Here is a 17,020-nt window from a genome sequence, read left to right as displayed (position 1 = left end):
CGACGACAACACCAGGCCCGCCTCAGTCACTACAAACGACGCGGCCACACACCACCAGAAGCTGCCAACCCGTCAACGAAAGAACCGTTGCAGTACTAGCGCCCTCCCGCGCCCCCGGGGCTGCGTGGGCCGACGTGGGGGCGGCTCGGGCCGAGCGGCAGCCTCCAAGGCTACGACTCGGCCCCAGCTGCCGATCCGCAGCCGGACCCACGAGGCGACTGCCCCATCGACGTCGCGTAGGCGCGTCCGTGGTCGATCGTCACGCCAGGGACATCACTTCGCACCGGATAGAGGCGGGCAGCGGGGGCAGACTTCGCTGGGGCACTCCTGCTGATAACTTCTACAGCATTGTAGAAATCACCGGTCCGGAACCTCGACCGAGCCTCTCCGGACCGGCACCCGACGAATACGGAGTTGCCATGGCCCTGTGGGACCGGATCAAGGAATCCGCATCGACGATGCAGACGCAGCTGGTGGCGAAGAAGAACGACCTCAAGAGCGGCGCGTTCCGCGACGCGAGCATGGCGATGTGCGCGCTGGTCGCCGCGGCCGACGGCACGATCGACCCGTCCGAACGGCGCCGGGTGGCACAGCTGATCTCCACCAACGAGGTGCTGCAGAACTTCGACGCCTCCGACCTCCAGCGTCGCTTCGACGAGAACCTCAACAAGCTGACCGCCGACTTCGACTTCGGCAAGGTCGCCGTGTTGCAGGAGATCGCCAAGGCGAAGAAGAAGCCCGCCGAGGCGCGCGCGGTCATCCAGATCGGCATCGTCATCGGCGGGGCGGACGGCGACTTCGACAAGACCGAACAGGCTGTCGTACGGGAGGCCTGCTACACGCTCGACCTGCCTCCGTACGAGTTCGACCTCTAGCCACGAGGGAACGAGTCAGAAGGGAGCGGGCGTGGAAATCTCCGGGCTCATCAGCGCGATCTTCATCGGAATCATCGTCGGTGTACTGGGGCGACTGGTTCTGCCGGGCCGTCAGCGCATCGGATTCCTGTGGACCATCGCCATCGGCATCGCGGCCGCACTGGTCGGCACCGTCATCGCCGCAGCCCTGGGCGTCGCCGACACCAAGGGCATCGACTGGATCGAGTGGGCCATCCAGATCGGGCTCGCCGCCGTGGGCGTGGCAGCCTTCGAACGAGTCAAGGCCCGGGCCTGATCTCGCCCCCCCGTTATCTTTTTCGCGGTCCTGCAATGGGGCCGCTGGCCTCCGGGCCCGGTATGACTGTGTCCCCTCTGTCGAAGTGATGACCTGGGGGGTGGTGTCGCCGGGCCCGTGGGGTGCCGTCGGAGACGCTGATGAGAGGTCCGGCCACCGCCTGGCCTGGCGCGATGCCGGGCAGTTCGCGGGCGGCAGGTCTGCATAACGTGGATGCGCGAGCACGGTGCCACTGCCGAGGCCGGGACGGTCAACCACCCGGGAGGGGTGCGATGTAAGACACCGGCGATGTGGGCGTCTTCCTGGGTATGGACGTCGGCAAGAGCGCTCACCACGGCCACGGACTGACGCCGGCGGGCAAGAAGGTCTTCGACAAGCCGATGCCCAACAGCGAACCGAAACTGCGGGCCGTCTTCGACAAGCTGACCGCGAAGTTCGGCACGGTACTGGTGATCGTGGACCAGCCGGCCTCGATCGGTGCTCTGCCCCTGACCGTCGCCCGCGACGCGGGCTGCCAGGTCGCCTACCTGCCCGGACTGGCCATGCGACGGATCGCCGACCTCTACCCGGGAGAGGCGAAAACCGACGCGAAGGACGCCGCGGTCATCGCGGACGCCGCCCGCACCATGCCCCACACCTTGCGTCCGCTGGAGCTGACCGACGAGATCACCGCCGAGCTCACGGTGCTGACCGGCTTCGATCAGGACCTCACCGCGGAAGCCACCCGCACCTCCAACCGGATACGCGGCCTGCTCACCCAGTTCCACCCGTCGCTGGAGCGCGTGCTCGGCCCGCGACTGGACCACCGGGCCGTCACCTGGCTCCTCGAGCGATACGGATCCCCGGCCGCACTGCGCAAGGCCGGCCGCCGCAGACTCGTCGAACTCATCCGCCCCAAGGCCCCGCGGATGGCACAGAGGCTGATCGACGAGATCTTCGACGCTCTCGACGAGCAGACCGTCGTCGTTCCCGGCACGGGCACCCTTGACATCGTGATCCCGTCCCTGGCCGCCTCGCTCGCCGCGGTCCATGACCAGCGCCGGGCACTGGAATCCCAGATCAGCACCCTGCTGGAGGCCCACCCTCTTCACCCAGTCCTGACCTCGATGCCGGGAGTCGGAGTCAGGACCGCCGCCGTCCTGCTGGTCACCGTCGGCGACGGCACCGGCTTTCCCGGCGCCGCCCACCTCGCCTCCTACGCCGGACTCGCCCCCACCACCAAGTCGTCGGGCACCTCGATCCACGGCGAACACGCACCCCGCGGCGGAAACCGGCAACTCAAACGGGCCATGTTCCTCTCCGCCTTCGCCTGCAAGAACGCCGACCCGGCATCACGCACCTACTACGACCACCAACGCGCCCGCGGCAAGACCCACACCCAGGCACTCCTGCGGCTCGCCCGCCAACGCATCAGCGTCCTGTTCGCCATGCTCCGAGACGGCACCTTCTACGAGCCCAGAACCCCAGCCCCCGCCCTCACCGCATGACCACCCAAAAACAGCCTCATACCCGGCACCACGTCCTTGACGAAGGACATAGAGGCCCCCCCGGTGACCAGCGGGGCCGGGGAAGGGCCGCTCCCCTACAGCGGTGTCGCTGCCTTGAGGATGAAAAACAAGGTGAACGCGGCGTTCGCCGACGACAGGGCGGAGGCGGCGGCGCCCGCCGTGGCGCCCCACGCGGCGAGGCCGGCCGGGGTGAACACAGGTGGCCAGCGCAGCGCGACAGGGGCGGGAGCGAGAAGAGCGGCCACCCGGCGCGGCACGGGACCCGCTGCGGCGAAGTGGGCGAGGGTCGTGCTCGGGGCACCCTGGGTCACCAGTGCCGCCTTGGCCACGGCCCGGGCGACGCTTTGGCGGTTGCCGGTCACGGCCGCCGCTTCCTCGTCGGCCCACCGCTCGGTGGTGTAGGCGACCGAGGTACACAGGGGGCGAAGGAAGGGGTTGGCCCGCGCGGCCAGCTGCGTGGCCAGCAGGAAGCGGTGGTGGCGCGAGGCCAGGTGGGCACGTTCGTGAGCGAACAGGGCCCGGCGCTCGCGGCCGTCGAGTTCGGCGAGCATCCCGGCGGTCACCACGATCCGGTCCCGAGGTCCGGGGAGCGCGTAGGCGTACGCCATGTCGTCGGGCAGTACGGCCACACTCCGGTCGGGCAGTCCAGCGAGGGCCCGCAGTGCCTCGCGTCGCACGCGGAAGTGGCGCCAGGTGATGCCCGCGCAACCAACAAGAACGGCCAGGAGGGCCGGGATGGCAGCCCTACCCGCGACTTCGTCGTAGGGCACCGCATCGCGTACCTCAGGATCCGACCAGCCGTCGGGCAGCGGGTTCCCGGGGAGCTGGGCGGTGCCGACCACCATCAGCAGGGCCAGGCAGAGGGTGCTGCACACCGCGAGCACCGCGGCGATGGCGGACAGCAGCCAGGTCGCGGTCCGCAGATGAAGGTGGTGCTCGGCCAGTCGCGCGATGGGCCACGCGGTGAACGGCAGCACCAGGGGCAGGAAGACGAAGACTCCCATGGGAGTTCAGCCGTCCCCTTCCTCGTCCGTCTGCGCGAGAAGACCCCGCAGCAGTTGCTCGTCCCCCGGAGAGAGCGAGGTGACGAAGCTGGTCAGTACCGCCTCCCGGTCCGCCTCGCCGTCCAGGACCTTGCGCATCCGCAGCGCTGCGAGCCCCGCTTCGTCAGCCACCTGGACCCACTCGAACGAACGGCCGGCGCGTGCTCGGGCGACCGCGCCCTTGGCGTGCAGGCGGGTCAGGATCGTGATGACCGTGGTGTAGGCGAGAGTTCCCGGGAGACGCTCCTGTACCCAGCCCGCGGTCACGGGTCCCGGGGCCGTGCCGAGTACGGCAAGGATCTGGGCCTCCAGCTCGCCTTGACCTCGTCGCGGGGGCAGTGCGTCCCCCGTGCTGTGCCGGGCTGTCATGCTCAAGCCTCCCGTCCTGGGATCGCGGTTTCCACGTGAAGTGCGGTTCATCGTACTGAGCCTTGGCGACGGCACACCGTCGCACTGCAGCTCACCATGCGCCGTGGCATACATCATCGCGAGCCCGGCTGCCCTTCCACTGTGCCCCCGCTACCACCAGACTTCTACATCGTTGTAGATTCTTGACTCCTACGTCATCCGTCGGCACGGGGGTGTACGGCGATGACAGGCCCATGGGCCCGCGGATGGAAGGCGGCAGTCAGTGGGCGGGGACCTTTGCGCAACGCGCGTGCACCATAAGCCAGTACCCGGAAGTCGGCGACATCAGAAAGCTCGGCTCACCGGGCGCGGCCGGGCGGTCCTGTGGTTCGCAGGGATTCTGGCCGGCCTCGTGCTGCTCGCGGCGGGCGCCGGCGGCTGGCTCTATCAGAGGCTGGAGGGCAAACATCAGCGCCTCCGACATCGACGACATGCTCGGCGGTGACCGCCCGGCCAGCCTGAGCCCGGGGGCCAAAAACATCGTCTTGGTGGGATCGGACAGCCGCGATGGGGCCAACGCCAAATATGGCAAGGGCCTGGCCACCATGCAGTCGGACACGCTGATGGTTCTGCACATTGCCGCCGATCGGAAGTGGGGCGCCGTCGTCTCGCTCCCGCGCGATTCCTGGGTGGAGGTGCCGGCCTGCGACCGGGGCGACGGCACCCGGTCCGCCCCGCGTCACTTCAAAATCAACTCGGCGTTCGCCATCGGGGGCGCCAAAGGCGATGTCGGCGGAGCAGCCGCCTGCACCATCAAGACCGTCGAGCACAACACCGGCCTGCGCATCGACCACTTCATCACGCTCGACTTCCAGGGCTTCAAGGGGATGGTCAACGCCCTCGGCGGCATCGAAGTCTGCCCGCAGCAGGCCATCCACGATGTCAAGGCACACCTGGACCTCGACGCGGGATGCCAGATCGTCAAGGACGAGAAGGCACTCGGATACGTCCGCACCCGCTACAGCGTCGGGGACGGCTCGGACATCGGACGCATCGGACGCCAGCAGGAGTTCATGCAGGCCCTGGCCGCCAAGGCACAGGAGCAGCTGACCAGCCCAGGTGACGTGTACGGATTCCTCGACTCGGCGACCAAATCCGTCACCACCGACAACGCACTCGCCGGATCCGACCGCTGTACGGCCTGGCGTCCGAGCTCCGGGACATCCCGAAGGACCGGCTCGCCTTCGTCATCGTGCCGAACTATCCCCGGGAGGTGGACATCCCCACAGATCGAGCAAACATCTCATGGCAGTACCCGCAGACTCGCATTCTCTTCAGCGCCCTGGCCAAGGACGAGGAGATCACCAAACCCGACTCGCGTCCGCCCCGTCCGTCGCCGCGGGCAGCGTGCAAGTACTGGTGCCCAACGGAACGGGGAAGCCAGGCGCGGCCGCGGCCGTGGCCGCCCAGTTGCGCTCGGCCGGTTACACCGTGACAGGCATCGGGAACGCTCCGCGGATCGCGGAGCACACCCGTGTGACCCATCTACCGACCGGCCTTGAGGCGCACGCCGAGGCCCTCGTGTCCCGCCTCAAGACAGCTGTCAGTCCCGAGACGGACCCCAGCGCGGCGCCCCGAGTGATCACGCTGACAGTCGGCAGCGACTACTCCGGGCTCTTCGGTTGAGCCGGTGACCGTGCGACACGCAACGCACGACATGGAACAACGCAGTTCCGGCTTCGCAGATCTGCGTCCGATCGACAGAGAGAGTGCCTGATGAGCAACGGGGCGGCCGAATCAGCCCGCAGCGACGGGTGCGGGGATCCGTCCGACGAGGTGCTCACCCATGCCGCTGCGACGTTCGCGCTGCTCGCTTCCTCCGCCCGGCTGCACATCATGTGGGCCCTGGCGGAGAAGGACAGCGACGTGTCGGACCTCGGCGCGCGCGTGGGACGTGCACTGCCCACCGTCAGCCAGCACTTGACCCAGCTCCGATCTGCCGGCCTCGTCCGGGCACGGCGGGAGGGGCGCCGACACGTCTACTCCGTGAGCGATCGCGAAGTGCTGGCCGTCGTGCAGCTCATGATCGAGCAGGTCTCCAAGGGAGCGACACCGGGCTCAGCCCTTCCACAGGGCTGAACCCACCAGCCACGCACCTGTACCACCGGATGCCCCCTCAGGGACTGGCCCCGTCGAAGCCATACGTCAACGCCTCCTCGTCAGAGGCCTGCCGCACATCCCGGCGGTACACGTACAGGGCTTCCACCCTTACGGCGTCGGTGTCCGCCTCCAGTTCGCACGGGAAGGTCACCTGCAAAACCGGCGGGCGGCCAACCACCCGGACGCGCACCCCCTCGGCGGGTCCGCCGACCAGCACCGCCGACTCCCAGCTCACCGAGTCCTCACCCGACATGCCCCCCCCAAGTCACAGTCACCCCGCCACATCGCCAACACCCATCCGCGTCAGCGCACTTCACCGCACACTCTACTTCTACACTCATGTAGATTTCCGGACTGTACGACAAATGCGCCTCGGCCATCCGCGCCGTGGTTCCGACACGCGGAAGGAACGTCGACATGGGTGTGAGCCTCAGCAAGGGCGGCAACGTCTCTCTGAGCAAGGAGGCGCCGGGTCTGACTGCCGTACTGGTCGGCCTGGGCTGGGACGTCCGCACGACCACCGGCACGGACTACGACCTGGACGCGAGCGCCCTCCTCGTCGGCGACGCGGGCAAGGTCCCCTCCGACCAGCACTTCGTGTTCTACAACAACCTGAAGAGCCCTGACGGCTCGGTCGAGCACACCGGCGACAACCTCACCGGTGAGGGTGAAGGCGACGACGAATCCATCAAGGTCAACCTCGCCACGGTGCCCGCAGACATCACGAAGATCGTCTTCCCCGTCTCCATCCACGATGCCGAGAACCGTGGCCAGAGCTTCGGCCAGGTCCGCAACGCCTTCATCCGTGTGGTGAACCAGGCCGGCGGTGCCGAGCTCGCCCGCTATGACCTCTCGGAGGACGCCTCGACCGAGACCGCCATGGTCTTCGGGGAGCTCTACCGCAGCGGCGAGGAGTGGAAGTTCCGCGCCGTCGGGCAGGGTTACGCCTCGGGCCTGTCGGGCATCGCCGCCGACTACGGCGTCGGCGTCTGAGGCCCTACGCCCGCGGCCCTCGGGCAGGCGGTCACCACGTGGAGACCGCCTGCCCGGGGCCCACACACCACCTTCACCACGACCCGGCACGACACCCTTGACCTGCTACTACAGTCATGTAGATTCAGGCGCCGCGGCGGCACCTCCCGGACGCCTCAACGATCCGAACACCAGGAGAAGGCCGTGAGCATCAACCTGAGCAAGGGCCAGGAGATCATCCTGGACAAGGCCAGCAACAGATCGATCCGGGTCGTGCGCATGGGCTTGGGCTGGAAGGCAGCGCAGCGCCGGGGCCTCTTCGGCCGGCTGACCGCCCGCGAGGTCGACCTCGATGCCTCGGCCGTGCTCTTCGCCGGCACGGAGGCGGTCGACGTCGTGTTCTTCCAGCACCTCGTGAGCAACGACGGCTCCGTCCGGCACACGGGCGACAACCTCACCGGTGGTGCGGGTCAGGGCGGCGACGACGAATCGATCCTCGTCGACCTCCAGCGCCTGCCCGTTCACGTCGACCAGGTGGTCTTCACCGTCAACTCCTTCACCGGCCAGACGTTCGCCGAAGTCGACAACGCCTTCTGCCGCCTCTTGGACGAGAACACCGGCGAGGAACTGGCGCGCTACACACTCTCGGGCGGCGGCAAGCACACGGCACAGATCATGGCCAAGGTCGACCGCACGAGCGGCACCTGGCGCATGTGCGCCATCGGAGAGCCGGCCAACGGCCGAACCTTCGAGGACCTGCTCCCCGACATCGCCGCACACCTGTAGGACCTCGGCCGCCGGGGCGCCGTGGACCCTCGTTGTCCCGACCCCCACCGGCACACCCTCCATCCGTACACAGCAGCAGGCCACGTCGGCCGCCATCCAGGAGAGACGCACCGTGTTCGGCATCAGCGAGATCGCCATCGTCGTCGTCTTCGGCGCCAAGAAGCTGCCCGAACTGGCCCGCTCCATGGGCAAGTCGGCCCGGATCCTCAAGAGCGAAGCCCGGGCCATCAAGGGCGACGCCGCATCCTCCGAAGCGCCCGTCGCGCAGCCGGGCACCCAGCCCGGCTCCCCCGTCATCAAGGGCACCGTGATCCACACCGGCCAGGACACCCCCGGCACGGCGCAGCACTGACCCCCTTTGAGACCCGTACGAAGGCAGCCACCACGATGGGCATCATCAGCTGGATCACCCTCGGTTTCCTCGCAGCGACCTTGGCCAAGCTCCTCATGCCCGGCCGGGACCCTGGCGGCATCGTCGGCACCACGGTCATCGGCATCGTGGGGGCGCTGATCGGCGGCTGGCTGTCCGAGGTGCTGCTCGACAAGCCCATCGAGCGGCACTTCTTCGACCTCACAACATGGGGCGCGGCGATCGGAGGATCCCTCGTCCTGCTCGTCGCGTACAGGATCCTGTTCGGCTCCTCCCGAGACTGACCTCGCTCCGGTACAGCACCGAGAACGTGAACGTACGACTTCGCCTGTGCAGGGCAGTATCTGAGGAGCTCGTCTTGACCGGGTTTGAAATCGCGCTGGTCGTCCTCGCGAGCGGCTGCGTGGCCGGCGGGGCCTACGACCGGCTGAAGAAGGCGGCGAGTGAGCGCCGTGAAGCGAAGGCGCGAGCCCTGAGCGACCCTGAACCCATATGCGGCTGTGGCCACCACTTGGCTTACCACGACGCACGGGACGCGCTGTGCTACGCGTCCGTGCCGGCCACGGCCTCTGCCGCAGAAGAAGGCCGACAGTGTTCATGCCGTCGATACGCCGGCCCCGAGCCCCTTGCCACGCTCTACGCCCCGGCGCTGTCCTCGCCGGTCGGGGAACGCCGCGCCGTAGAGTCAGACCAGAAGCACTGACCTCACATACCCGCAGGGGGCGATGCGCGCATCGCCCCCTGCGGGTTGCATCTCATCCCGGGCTCGGTGCGGCTTGCTTCTCGGGCCGCGCGTCAGCGCCCTCTGCGGCGGGCAGCTTGCTGCCGTACCCCAGGCGCCGTACGGACAGGGCGCAGGCCAGGCCGAGCGCGGTGAGGAAGAGCCAGGGCAGGGCCGGGAGTCCGGCGCGGCGGGCGGCGTCGAGGGCGACTCCGGTGAGGAGGTTCCCGGCGGTGATGCCGATACCGCAGATGGTGTTGTAGAGGCCGTAGTGCGTGGCGACGAGCCGGTTCTCGGCGAGGGTGACGATGGTGTCCATCTCGAAGGGGTAGACGATCATTGAGGCTGATCCTCGGGAGTGGACACCGGTTTTCATGCGACGAGTGACAGCGTACGTGTCGTGACCAGCTGCTGTTCGAACTCGGCTGGTGTGAGGTAGCCGAGCGCGGAGTGCCGACGGCGCCGGTTGTAGTACGACAGCCAGCGGAACAGCTCGATGCGGGTCTGGGCCTTCGAGGTCCAGCGGCGTACGTGGAGCAACTCGCGCTTGAGGCCCTGGAAGAACGACTCGGCGAGGGCGTTGTCGTAACTCGAGCCGACCCGGCCCATACTGCGGCGGATGCTGTGCCGCTGGCAGACTGAGCGTTCTTGACGCCTGGGCCGGAAGGTTGTGCCGAGTCGGAGGGAAGACTGTCAGGTGGCGGGACGTGCGGCCAGGGTGTGGCACTCGCTGTTCACCGCCCATCCGGCGCGCACGGTGGTGTCGGCGTTCGCGCTGGTGATCGCCGTCGGCATGGTGCTGCTGATGCTGCCGCTCTCCTCCCAGGACGGCTCCGCGACGGGCCTCGTGACGGCGTTGTTCACGTCCACCTCGGCGGTGTGCGTGACCGGGCTGGTCGTCGTGGACACCGCCACGCATTGGAGCGGCTTCGGCGAGGGAGTCATCCTGGCGCTGATCCAGGTGGGCGGCTTCGGCATCATGGCTATGGCCTCGCTGCTGGCGCTGCTGGTCTCCGGCAAGCTGCGGCTGCGGATGCAGCTGACCGCGGCGGCCGAGACCAAGAGCCTGGGCATCGGCGATGTACGGCAAGTTCTGCTCGGTGTCGCCGGGTGCACGCTGATCGTGGAGCTGGCGGTGGGCGCGCTCTTGGCCCTGCGGCTGCGCTTCGGATACGGCAGGTCCTTCGGCGAAGCCGCCTATTCCGGCTTCTTCCACGCGGTCTCGGCGTTCAACAACGCCGGCTTCGGCCTCCACGGCGACAGCCTCACCCCGTACGCGCAGGATCCGTGGGTCACGCTTCCCATCGCCGTGGCGGTGATCCTGGGCGGCCTCGGGTTCCCGGTCCTGCTGGAGCTCCTGCGCCACCGCACCCGGCGCCGCACGACCGGGCGCCGGAACTGGTCGCTGCACACCCGACTGACGCTGGTGACGAGCGCCCTGTTGCTGTTCGTCGGCACCGTACTCACGTGTTTGATGGAGTGGAGCAACCCGGGCACGCTCGGCTCGTTCGACTGGGACGAGGACGAGAAGATCCTGAACGGTTTCTTCCACTCCGCGATGAGTCGTACGGCAGGCCTCAACGCCATCGACATGGGCGCCCTGAACGCCTCTACCATCCTGTTCACCTGCACGCTGATGTTCATCGGCGGCGGCAGCGCGGGCACCGCGGGCGGAATCAAGGTCACGACCTTCTCGGTCCTGGCCGCGGCCATGCTCGCCGAGGTGCGCGGCGAGCCGAACTCCACCGTGATGGGCCGACGCCTCGCCCCGCACTCCCTGCGACAGGCACTGACCGTGGCGCTGCTGGGCATCGGCCTGGTCATCTCCGCCACCCTCGCCCTGCTGACCGTCACCAAGGCCCCTGCCGAGGACGTGCTGTTCGAGGCCGTCTCCGCCTTCGGCACGGTCGGACTGTCGACCGGAATCACCGCCGACATCCCTGTCTCCGGTCAACTGATCCTGATCCTGCTCATGTTCGTCGGCCGCCTCGGGCCGATCACGCTCGTCTCGTCGCTCGCCCTGCGCGAGCGGACCCGCCGCTACCAGCTACCCGAGGAGCGACCCGTCATTGGGTAATTACCTGCACTCCCTGCGTCGTCGCCGCCGCAAGCGGCTCCTGGACCTCGGCAGCCCCACCAGCACCGACCAGCGCGTGGCCGTCATCGGCCTTGGCCGGTTCGGCAGCTCCCTGGCCAACGAACTCACCCGCCGTGGCTGGGACGTCCTGGGCATCGACACCGACCAGGCCCTGGTCCAGAAGCACAGCGACATCCTCACCCACTCGGCTGTGGCCGACTGCACCGACCCCGTGGTGCTGCGCCAGCTGGGCGTGCACGAGTTCCCCAGCGTGGTCGTCGGCATCGGCACCGACATAGAGGCCAGCATCCTCATCGCCTCCAATCTCCTTGAGGAGGACGTCCCCAACATCTGGGCCAAGGCCATCAGCCGCCAGCACGGCCAGATCCTCGAACGCCTCGGTGTCCACCACGTCGTCCTGCCCGAGCACGAGATGGGCGAGCGCGTGGCTCACCTCGTCACCGGGCGGATGCTCGACTTCATCGAGTTCGACGACGGCTACGCCCTGGTCAAGACGATCGCGCCGACCGCCGCCACCGGCATGGCTCTCGGCGAGAGCGCCGTACGGAGCAAGTACGGCGTCACTGTCGTCGGCATCAAGCGCCCCGGCCACGACTTCACCCACGCCACCGCCGAAACCGTGGTCGAACAGGGCGACGTCATCATCGTCACCGGCAAGACCCGTGCCGTGGAGGCCTTTGCCGAGCTCAGCTGATCCGCTGCCTTCCGGCCTGCCAGGAGGACAGTGGGCATGTGTCACACCGTCATGCTGGGCGCAGGGCGCGGAACGCCTCGTCGACCAGGGCGGGCAGGTCGATGGCGCCGTTGCTTTCGACCCAGGAGGCCAGGGCGGTGGTCACGGCGGCGAGGGCTGCCGCTGCCGCGACGCGGGTGGAGAGGTCGCTCTCGTCGGGGTTGCGTGATCGGAGGGCGTCGGCGAAGAGCCGCTGCGTGGAGTACTGGTTGTCCCAGGTGCGGGCGCGCAGGGCCGGCGTGTCGAGGATGAGCCGGGTGCGGACGAGCAGGGCGTCCTTGCCGGTGGCGTACACCATCTCCAGGCCCTGGCCCAGGGCGTTCCGGAGAGCGGTGAGGCTGTCCTCGTGCGGCGGTCGCTCCTGGATGAGCCGGGCGATCAGCGGGTCGTAGTCGTCGGACTCCACGACGGCTTCCTTGGTGGGGAAGTGCCGGAAAAACGTCATGTGGGAGACCCCGGCCGCGGCGCAGATCTCCTCAACGGTGGTGTTCTGGTACCCCTGGGACAGGAACAGGCGCAGCGCCTGCTCCTGGATCGTCCGGCGGGTCTGCGCCTTCTTCCGTTCACGCAGCCCCGGAGTCGGCGTGGGGGACGTGCTCATGTGTGTGCCGCCTCCGGGTGTTCTCGATGCTCGCTGCCTTGTGCCGATGTCGAGTATGCGGGCCAGCGCCTTGTCCAGGGCGGCCGGCGATGTTCCGCGCCAGGCCAGGTGGGCGTCGGGTCGCACCAGAAGGGTGTGCTGCCGGCTCTCCGGCACGGTGAGCGTGGTGACGTGGTCCGCACCGAGGCGGCGGCGGGCGACCGCCTCGTGGTCGGCGGAGGCCACTCCGGGCGTGAGCAGGGCCCAGCCCGCGCGTAGCTCCTCGTAGAGGCGGGTGGCGGTGCCGTCCCGGCGGACGCAGGCACGGTCGGGTACGCGGTCGCCGGGCCGCGGGGCCGAGCCGGGGAGGTGACGGCCGGTCCCGAGCGGGCCTCGGCGGTAAGTGAGGGTCAGCTGGGAGGACTTCTCCCAGAGCCGGCGCTGCACGAGGGGCCGGTTCAGCAGGGGGACGAAGACGTGATCGCGCAAGGCCCGCGCCCATGCGGTCTGTCCGAGGACCATGCCGGTCATGGCGCTGGTGGATGCCAGTACCTCGCGTGCGATGGGCCTGCGCTCGGCCTCGTAGGTGTCGAGCAGGCAGTCCCCGGAACGGCCGGCGGCGACCAGGGCCAGCTTCCAGGCCAAGTTCTCGGCATCACCAGGCCTGTGTTCATGCCCTGTCCTCCGAAGGGGCTGTGGATGTGCGCGGCGTCACCGGCGAGCAGGATCCTTCCCTGGCGGTAGGACGAGGCCAGACGCCGGTGGATCCGGAACGTGGAGGTCCACAGCGCCTCGCGCACGACGCCGGCGGGGATGCCCGCCTCGTGCAGCAGCAGCTCCGCCAGCGCCGGCATCGGGTCCGCGGCGGATCCGCCCGGCGCGGGCGCCATCAGCCGCCACACGTCCTCGCCCGGGAGCGGAAACGCCCCGAGCATCGTGTCCCCGCGCAGCCAGACCCCGACCGTGTCCCTGGGGATCGGCAGGCGGGCCGTCACGTCGGCGAGCAGGAAGCGTTCGACGACAGGCGTACCCGGGAAGCCGATGCCGGCGGCCTTGCGTACGCGGCTGTGCGCACCGTCGCACCCCACCAGCCAGTCGGCCTGCTGCTCGCCGTCGGCGAAGTGGAGGGTGACCTGGTCGGTGGTCTGGCGTGCGTCCAGCAGTTCGCGACCCCATCCGACCTCGACGCCGAGTTCGGCCAGGCGGTCCCGGAGCCGGGCCTCGACCTCGGCCTGGGACATCAGCAAGCCGGGCCTGGTCACCAGCTTCGTGGGCTGCCCCACCGGGAGCCGTGCCAAGGGCCGGCCGTCGACGTACGTGACGACGTGCGCGATCCGCACCGACCGCTCGAGCAGGTCGCCGAGCGCCCCGAGGCGTTCGAGGACCTCCGCCCCGCGAGGCTGTAGGCCCAGGGCCCGCGACGTCATCGCCGGTCCCGGCGACTTGTCCAGCACCCGGACGAAGGCTCCCGCCGCGCGCAGTCCGCAGGCCAGCGCCAGCCCGGTCGGCCCGGCACCAGCCACCACAACCGTCATAGAAGTCACGACCGCCCCACTCTCGGTTAGCCCCTAACTCACGTTAGACACTAACGCGATTGTGGTGCAGGAGTCAGGACGCCTCCGTCCGGCGTTAAAGCAGCGTAAAGATTGCCGGTCACCGGCAATGTGAACAGACGTGCGTGCAAGGCAGGATGGGCGTGAGCCGAAGAGCATGCGGACCGGGTGCCGGGCACGGGAAACCGGTGTTGCAGACCGGCATGTCCGGATCGGGACGGGGATACGGGAGGGGGAGACGCGTGGACGAGTTCATCAATGCCGCACTCGGCTTTCCCACTGTGCTGTTCACCGCGGCCCTCGTTGTCGTCCTAGGGTTCTGGCTGCTCGTGCTGTGCGGGGCCGCGGATCACGACGGCTTCGACGCCGGTGCGAGCGGAGGCGCTCTGGGCCTCGGCGGTGTGCCCGGCACGGTGTCCGCCTCGCTGCTGATCGCCCTGGCCTGGTTCATCAGCCTGTCCGGGGCGGTGCTCCTTGCCCGTACGGCGTGGCCCGGCGCTGTGGTGCACTTCCTCGGCACCGTCCTGCTGTTCGGCTCGGTGTACCTGTCGTGGCGCGTGACGCGCTCGCTCGTACGGCCCCTGGCGAAGCTCTTCCCTGACGAACCCGGGCCGTCCCGGCTGGACTTCGTCGGTCTGACCTGCGTCATCCGCACGGGGCGGGTGGACGCGGGCTTCGGCCAGGCCGAGGTCACGGCAGGGGACGGCTCCACCGCGCTCGTCCAGGTCCGCCAGCACGGGAGCGATCCGCTCACGCTCGGCAGCACCGCGCTGCTCTACGCGTATGACGACGCAGGCGAGTTCTTCTGGGTCGCGCCCTTCGATGCGGCGCTCGACCCGCGCGGCTGATCCGCCGCCTTCCTGGCCTCCGGGCTTCTCAGCTTCGACTTCTCACGTGGGGATTCCTCATGGATGCCATCTCATTGGGCCTTGGCACGCTCGTCATCGTCGTTCTCCTCCTCGGGGTCGCCGCTCTGCTCGTGGTGACCCGGTTGTTCCGCAAGGTCGAGCAGGGCAAGGCCCTGATCGTCTCCAAGATGCGGAAGGTCGATGTGACCTTCACCGGGCAGGTGGTGCTGCCCGTGCTGCACAAGGCCGAGGTCATGGACATCTCGGTGAAGACCATCGAGATCTCCCGGACCGGCCGCGACGGTCTGATCTGCAAGGACAACATCCGCGCCGACATCCGCATCTCCTTCTTCGTCCGCGTCAACAAGACCGTCGAGGACGTCATCAAGGTCGCCCAGGCCATCGGCACGCAGCGGGCCTCCGACAAGGCGACCCTGCAGGAGCTGTTCAACGCCAAGTTCTCCGAGGCGCTCAAGACGGTCGGCAAGCAGCTCGACTTCACCGACCTCTACACGATGCGCAACGAACTGCGCGACCGCATCATCCACATCATCGGCACCGATCTGAACGGCTACAGCCTGGAGGACGCGGCGATCGACTACCTGGAGCAGACTCCGCTGTCCCAGCTGGACGCCGGCAACATCCTCGACGCCCAGGGCATCCGCAAGATCACCGAGCTGACGGCGATCGAGAGCGTCCGCACCAACGAGTTCCGCCAGCACGAGCAGAAGGAACTCACCCGGCAGAACGTCGACGCCCGCGAGGCCATCCTGGAACTGGAGCGCCGCCAGGCCGACGCCGAGATCAAGCAGCACCGCGAAATCGCGACGGTACGGGCGCGGGAGGAAGCGGAGACCGCGCGGGTGGTGGAGGAGGAACGGCTGCGGGCGCAGGGCGCCTTCCTCAGGACGGAGGAGCAGCTCGGTATCCAGCGCGAGAACCAGGCCCGCGAGGTGGCCGTCGCGCAGAAGAACCGCGAGCGGGTCATCGCCATCGAGAACGAGCGGATCGAAAAGGACCGCATGCTGGAGGTCATCGCGCGGGAGCGGGAGACCGCGCTGAGCCGGATCGCCGCCGACAAAGAGGTCGAGACCGAGAAGCGGGACATCGCCGAGGTCGTGCGGGAGCGGATCGCGGTGGACCGTACGGTCGCCGAGCAGGAGGAGTCCATCAAGCGGCTGCGGACGGTGGAAGAAGCCGAGCGTACCCGGCAGGCGATCGTCATCGGCGCCGAGGCGGAAGCCCAGGAGAAGTTGGTCAAGGACATCAAGGCGGCGGAGGCCGCCGAGCAGGCGGCCGTGCACCGGGCGGCCGAGGAGCTCACCCTCGCCGAGGCCCGAAACAAGACCGCGGACCTCGACGCCCGCGCCAAGATCCGCCTCGCCGAGGGCATCCAGGCCGAGGCCGCAGCGGAAGGCCTGGCCGCGGTCGCCGTACGGGAGAAGGAAGCGGACGCGATCGAGAAGACCGGCCGGGCCGAGGCCGGGGCCACGACGGCGCGGCTGAAGGCGGAGGCCGACGGCGCCCGCGAGATGGCGCTGGCCGAGGCGACCGCGATCGGCGAGAAGCTGAAGGCGGAGGCGGAGGGCCTGACCGAGAAGGCGGCGGCCATGGCCGCGCTGGACGAGGCCTCGCGCGGCCACGAGGAGTACCGGCTGCGCCTGGCGGCCGAGAAGGAGATCCGGCTCGCCGGGCTGGACGTGCAGCGACAGGTAGCCGAGGCGCAGGCCACCGTGCTGGCGACGGGGCTGGAGAGCGCCGACATCAGCATCATCGGCGGCGAGTCGGCGTTCTTCGACCGCATCGTGGGGGCGATGTCGATGGGCCGGGCCGTGGACGGGTTCATGGACAACTCCCAGACCGCCCAAACCCTGGCCGGGCCCTGGCTGGACGGCTCCGGCTCCTTCACCAAGGACCTCACGAAGGTGCTGGGCTCGGTGTCCACGTCCGACGTGCAGAACCTGACCGTCTCGACCCTGCTGATGAAGCTGATGCCGGCCGGATCGGGGCAGCTGGAGGAGCTGATGGCCAAGGCCCGGCAGCTCGGCCTGGCCGACACGCCGGTGACCACACTCGCCGGCTTGAACGGCACCGCCAAGAGCTGACCGCCACGGGGGTGCGGTCACGTTC

General features: G+C 68.8%; 17 protein-coding genes and 3 pseudogenes. 13 read left to right on the top strand and 7 right to left on the bottom strand.

The features are described 5' to 3' along the window. The first annotated feature begins 419 nt into the window (after positions 1-419). The 3 genes from ACIA8F_RS19945 (at position 420) to ACIA8F_RS19935 (ending at position 2,657) form a co-directional block, all read left to right on the top strand. A complete protein-coding gene (locus ACIA8F_RS19945; RefSeq protein ID WP_399380370.1) occupies positions 420-875 on the top strand; it encodes a tellurite resistance TerB family protein in 456 nt (151 codons plus the stop codon). Between the two features lie 31 nt (positions 876-906). After that, positions 907-1,170, top strand: coding sequence for a GlsB/YeaQ/YmgE family stress response membrane protein (locus tag ACIA8F_RS19940; RefSeq protein WP_399380369.1), 264 nt, complete (start codon positions 907-909; stop codon positions 1,168-1,170). A gap of 308 nt (positions 1,171-1,478) precedes the next feature. Next, on the top strand, positions 1,479-2,657 hold the full coding sequence (locus ACIA8F_RS19935) for an IS110 family transposase (protein WP_399380368.1): 1,179 nt from the start codon (positions 1,479-1,481) through the stop codon (positions 2,655-2,657). Between the two features lie 95 nt (positions 2,658-2,752). Here the strand turns inward: ACIA8F_RS19935 and ACIA8F_RS19930 are convergent, their stop codons facing one another. Together ACIA8F_RS19930 and ACIA8F_RS19925 are read right to left on the bottom strand one after the other, a co-directional pair. Further along, the gene (locus ACIA8F_RS19930) at positions 2,753-3,682 is read right to left on the bottom strand and encodes a M56 family metallopeptidase (RefSeq protein ID WP_399380366.1); all 930 of its coding nucleotides are present in this window, start codon (positions 3,680-3,682) and stop codon (positions 2,753-2,755) included. Between the two features lie 6 nt (positions 3,683-3,688). After that, a complete protein-coding gene (locus ACIA8F_RS19925) occupies positions 3,689-4,090 on the bottom strand; it encodes a BlaI/MecI/CopY family transcriptional regulator (protein ID WP_399380364.1) in 402 nt (133 codons plus the stop codon). Between the two features lie 376 nt (positions 4,091-4,466). On the opposite strand from ACIA8F_RS19925, the pseudogene ACIA8F_RS19920 reads away from it, so the two are divergent. Then, positions 4,467-5,755 (top strand): annotated as a pseudogene (locus ACIA8F_RS19920) (LCP family protein). Positions 5,756-5,845: 90 nt separating this feature from the next. Beyond that, a complete protein-coding gene (locus ACIA8F_RS19915; protein ID WP_399380363.1) occupies positions 5,846-6,208 on the top strand; it encodes an ArsR/SmtB family transcription factor in 363 nt (120 codons plus the stop codon). A gap of 37 nt (positions 6,209-6,245) precedes the next feature. Here ACIA8F_RS19915 and ACIA8F_RS19910 read toward each other — a convergent pair whose 3' ends face one another. Beyond that, positions 6,246-6,482, bottom strand: a complete 237-nt coding sequence (locus tag ACIA8F_RS19910; RefSeq protein ID WP_399380361.1) for a hypothetical protein — start codon at positions 6,480-6,482, stop codon at positions 6,246-6,248. A gap of 164 nt (positions 6,483-6,646) precedes the next feature. Here ACIA8F_RS19910 and ACIA8F_RS19905 point away from each other — a divergent pair, with 164 nt between their 5' ends. From ACIA8F_RS19905 to ACIA8F_RS19890, 4 genes are all read left to right on the top strand, one after another. After that, positions 6,647-7,222 carry a TerD family protein gene (locus ACIA8F_RS19905; RefSeq protein WP_399380360.1) on the top strand — a complete coding sequence of 192 codons (576 nt, stop codon included), beginning with the start codon at positions 6,647-6,649 and terminating at the stop codon, positions 7,220-7,222. Positions 7,223-7,405: 183 nt separating this feature from the next. Further along, complete coding sequence (locus ACIA8F_RS19900; protein WP_399380358.1) at positions 7,406-7,987, top strand: TerD family protein; 582 nt, start codon at positions 7,406-7,408, stop codon at positions 7,985-7,987. A gap of 112 nt (positions 7,988-8,099) precedes the next feature. After that, positions 8,100-8,339, top strand: a complete 240-nt coding sequence (locus tag ACIA8F_RS19895; protein WP_399380356.1) for a twin-arginine translocase TatA/TatE family subunit — start codon at positions 8,100-8,102, stop codon at positions 8,337-8,339. A 35-nt stretch (positions 8,340-8,374) separates the two neighbouring features. Next, positions 8,375-8,641: a GlsB/YeaQ/YmgE family stress response membrane protein gene (locus tag ACIA8F_RS19890; protein ID WP_399380354.1), complete on the top strand. Its 267-nt coding sequence runs from the start codon at positions 8,375-8,377 to the stop codon at positions 8,639-8,641. A 471-nt stretch (positions 8,642-9,112) separates the two neighbouring features. On the opposite strand, the pseudogene ACIA8F_RS19885 reads toward ACIA8F_RS19890, so the two are convergent. Both ACIA8F_RS19885 and ACIA8F_RS19880 read right to left on the bottom strand, forming a co-directional pair. Continuing rightward, a pseudogene (locus ACIA8F_RS19885) lies at positions 9,113-9,421 on the bottom strand (MFS transporter); the annotation flags it as partial. A gap of 29 nt (positions 9,422-9,450) precedes the next feature. Further along, positions 9,451-9,717 (bottom strand): annotated as a pseudogene (locus ACIA8F_RS19880) (integrase core domain-containing protein); the annotation flags it as partial. Between the two features lie 58 nt (positions 9,718-9,775). Here ACIA8F_RS19880 and ACIA8F_RS19875 point away from each other — a divergent pair. Further along, positions 9,776-11,155, top strand: a complete 1,380-nt coding sequence (locus ACIA8F_RS19875; RefSeq protein WP_399380352.1) for a TrkH family potassium uptake protein — start codon at positions 9,776-9,778, stop codon at positions 11,153-11,155. Then, on the top strand, positions 11,148-11,870 hold the full coding sequence (locus ACIA8F_RS19870) for a potassium channel family protein (RefSeq protein WP_399380350.1): 723 nt from the start codon (positions 11,148-11,150) through the stop codon (positions 11,868-11,870). Before ACIA8F_RS19875 ends, ACIA8F_RS19870 begins: the two co-directional genes overlap by 8 nt. 49 nt (positions 11,871-11,919) lie before the next feature. Here ACIA8F_RS19870 and ACIA8F_RS19865 read toward each other — a convergent pair whose 3' ends face one another. After that, complete coding sequence (locus ACIA8F_RS19865) at positions 11,920-13,134, bottom strand: TetR family transcriptional regulator (RefSeq protein ID WP_399380348.1); 1,215 nt, start codon at positions 13,132-13,134, stop codon at positions 11,920-11,922. Next, on the bottom strand, positions 13,017-14,012 hold the full coding sequence (locus tag ACIA8F_RS19860; protein WP_399380346.1) for an FAD-dependent monooxygenase: 996 nt from the start codon (positions 14,010-14,012) through the stop codon (positions 13,017-13,019). The genes ACIA8F_RS19865 and ACIA8F_RS19860 overlap by 118 nt, the downstream gene beginning before the upstream one ends. Before the next feature lie 272 nt (positions 14,013-14,284). Here ACIA8F_RS19860 and ACIA8F_RS19855 point away from each other — a divergent pair, with 272 nt between their 5' ends. Both ACIA8F_RS19855 and ACIA8F_RS19850 read left to right on the top strand, forming a co-directional pair. Then, complete coding sequence (locus ACIA8F_RS19855) at positions 14,285-14,890, top strand: hypothetical protein (RefSeq protein ID WP_399380343.1); 606 nt, start codon at positions 14,285-14,287, stop codon at positions 14,888-14,890. A 59-nt stretch (positions 14,891-14,949) separates the two neighbouring features. Beyond that, positions 14,950-16,995, top strand: a complete 2,046-nt coding sequence (locus ACIA8F_RS19850; protein WP_399380341.1) for a flotillin family protein — start codon at positions 14,950-14,952, stop codon at positions 16,993-16,995. The last annotated feature ends 25 nt before the right edge of the window (positions 16,996-17,020 follow it).

Origin of the sequence: Streptomyces sp. NPDC051563 (assembly GCF_044454225.1) — a bacterium.
Lineage (GTDB): Bacteria > Actinomycetota > Actinomycetes > Streptomycetales > Streptomycetaceae > Streptomyces.
This window is presented reverse-complemented; position numbering and strand designations above follow the sequence as displayed.

Coding starts and splice junctions, on each gene's coding strand:
- ACIA8F_RS19850 (WP_399380341.1), top strand. CDS start 14,950: ATGGATGCCATCTCATTGGGCCTTGGCACGCTCGTCATCGTCGTTCTC.
- ACIA8F_RS19945 (WP_399380370.1), top strand. CDS start 420: ATGGCCCTGTGGGACCGGATCAAGGAATCCGCATCGACGATGCAGACG.
- ACIA8F_RS19915 (WP_399380363.1), top strand. CDS start 5,846: ATGAGCAACGGGGCGGCCGAATCAGCCCGCAGCGACGGGTGCGGGGAT.
- ACIA8F_RS19910 (WP_399380361.1), bottom strand. CDS start 6,482: ATGTCGGGTGAGGACTCGGTGAGCTGGGAGTCGGCGGTGCTGGTCGGC.
- ACIA8F_RS19890 (WP_399380354.1), top strand. CDS start 8,375: ATGGGCATCATCAGCTGGATCACCCTCGGTTTCCTCGCAGCGACCTTG.
- ACIA8F_RS19925 (WP_399380364.1), bottom strand. CDS start 4,090: ATGACAGCCCGGCACAGCACGGGGGACGCACTGCCCCCGCGACGAGGT.
- ACIA8F_RS19930 (WP_399380366.1), bottom strand. CDS start 3,682: ATGGGAGTCTTCGTCTTCCTGCCCCTGGTGCTGCCGTTCACCGCGTGG.
- ACIA8F_RS19935 (WP_399380368.1), top strand. CDS start 1,479: ATGGACGTCGGCAAGAGCGCTCACCACGGCCACGGACTGACGCCGGCG.
- ACIA8F_RS19905 (WP_399380360.1), top strand. CDS start 6,647: ATGGGTGTGAGCCTCAGCAAGGGCGGCAACGTCTCTCTGAGCAAGGAG.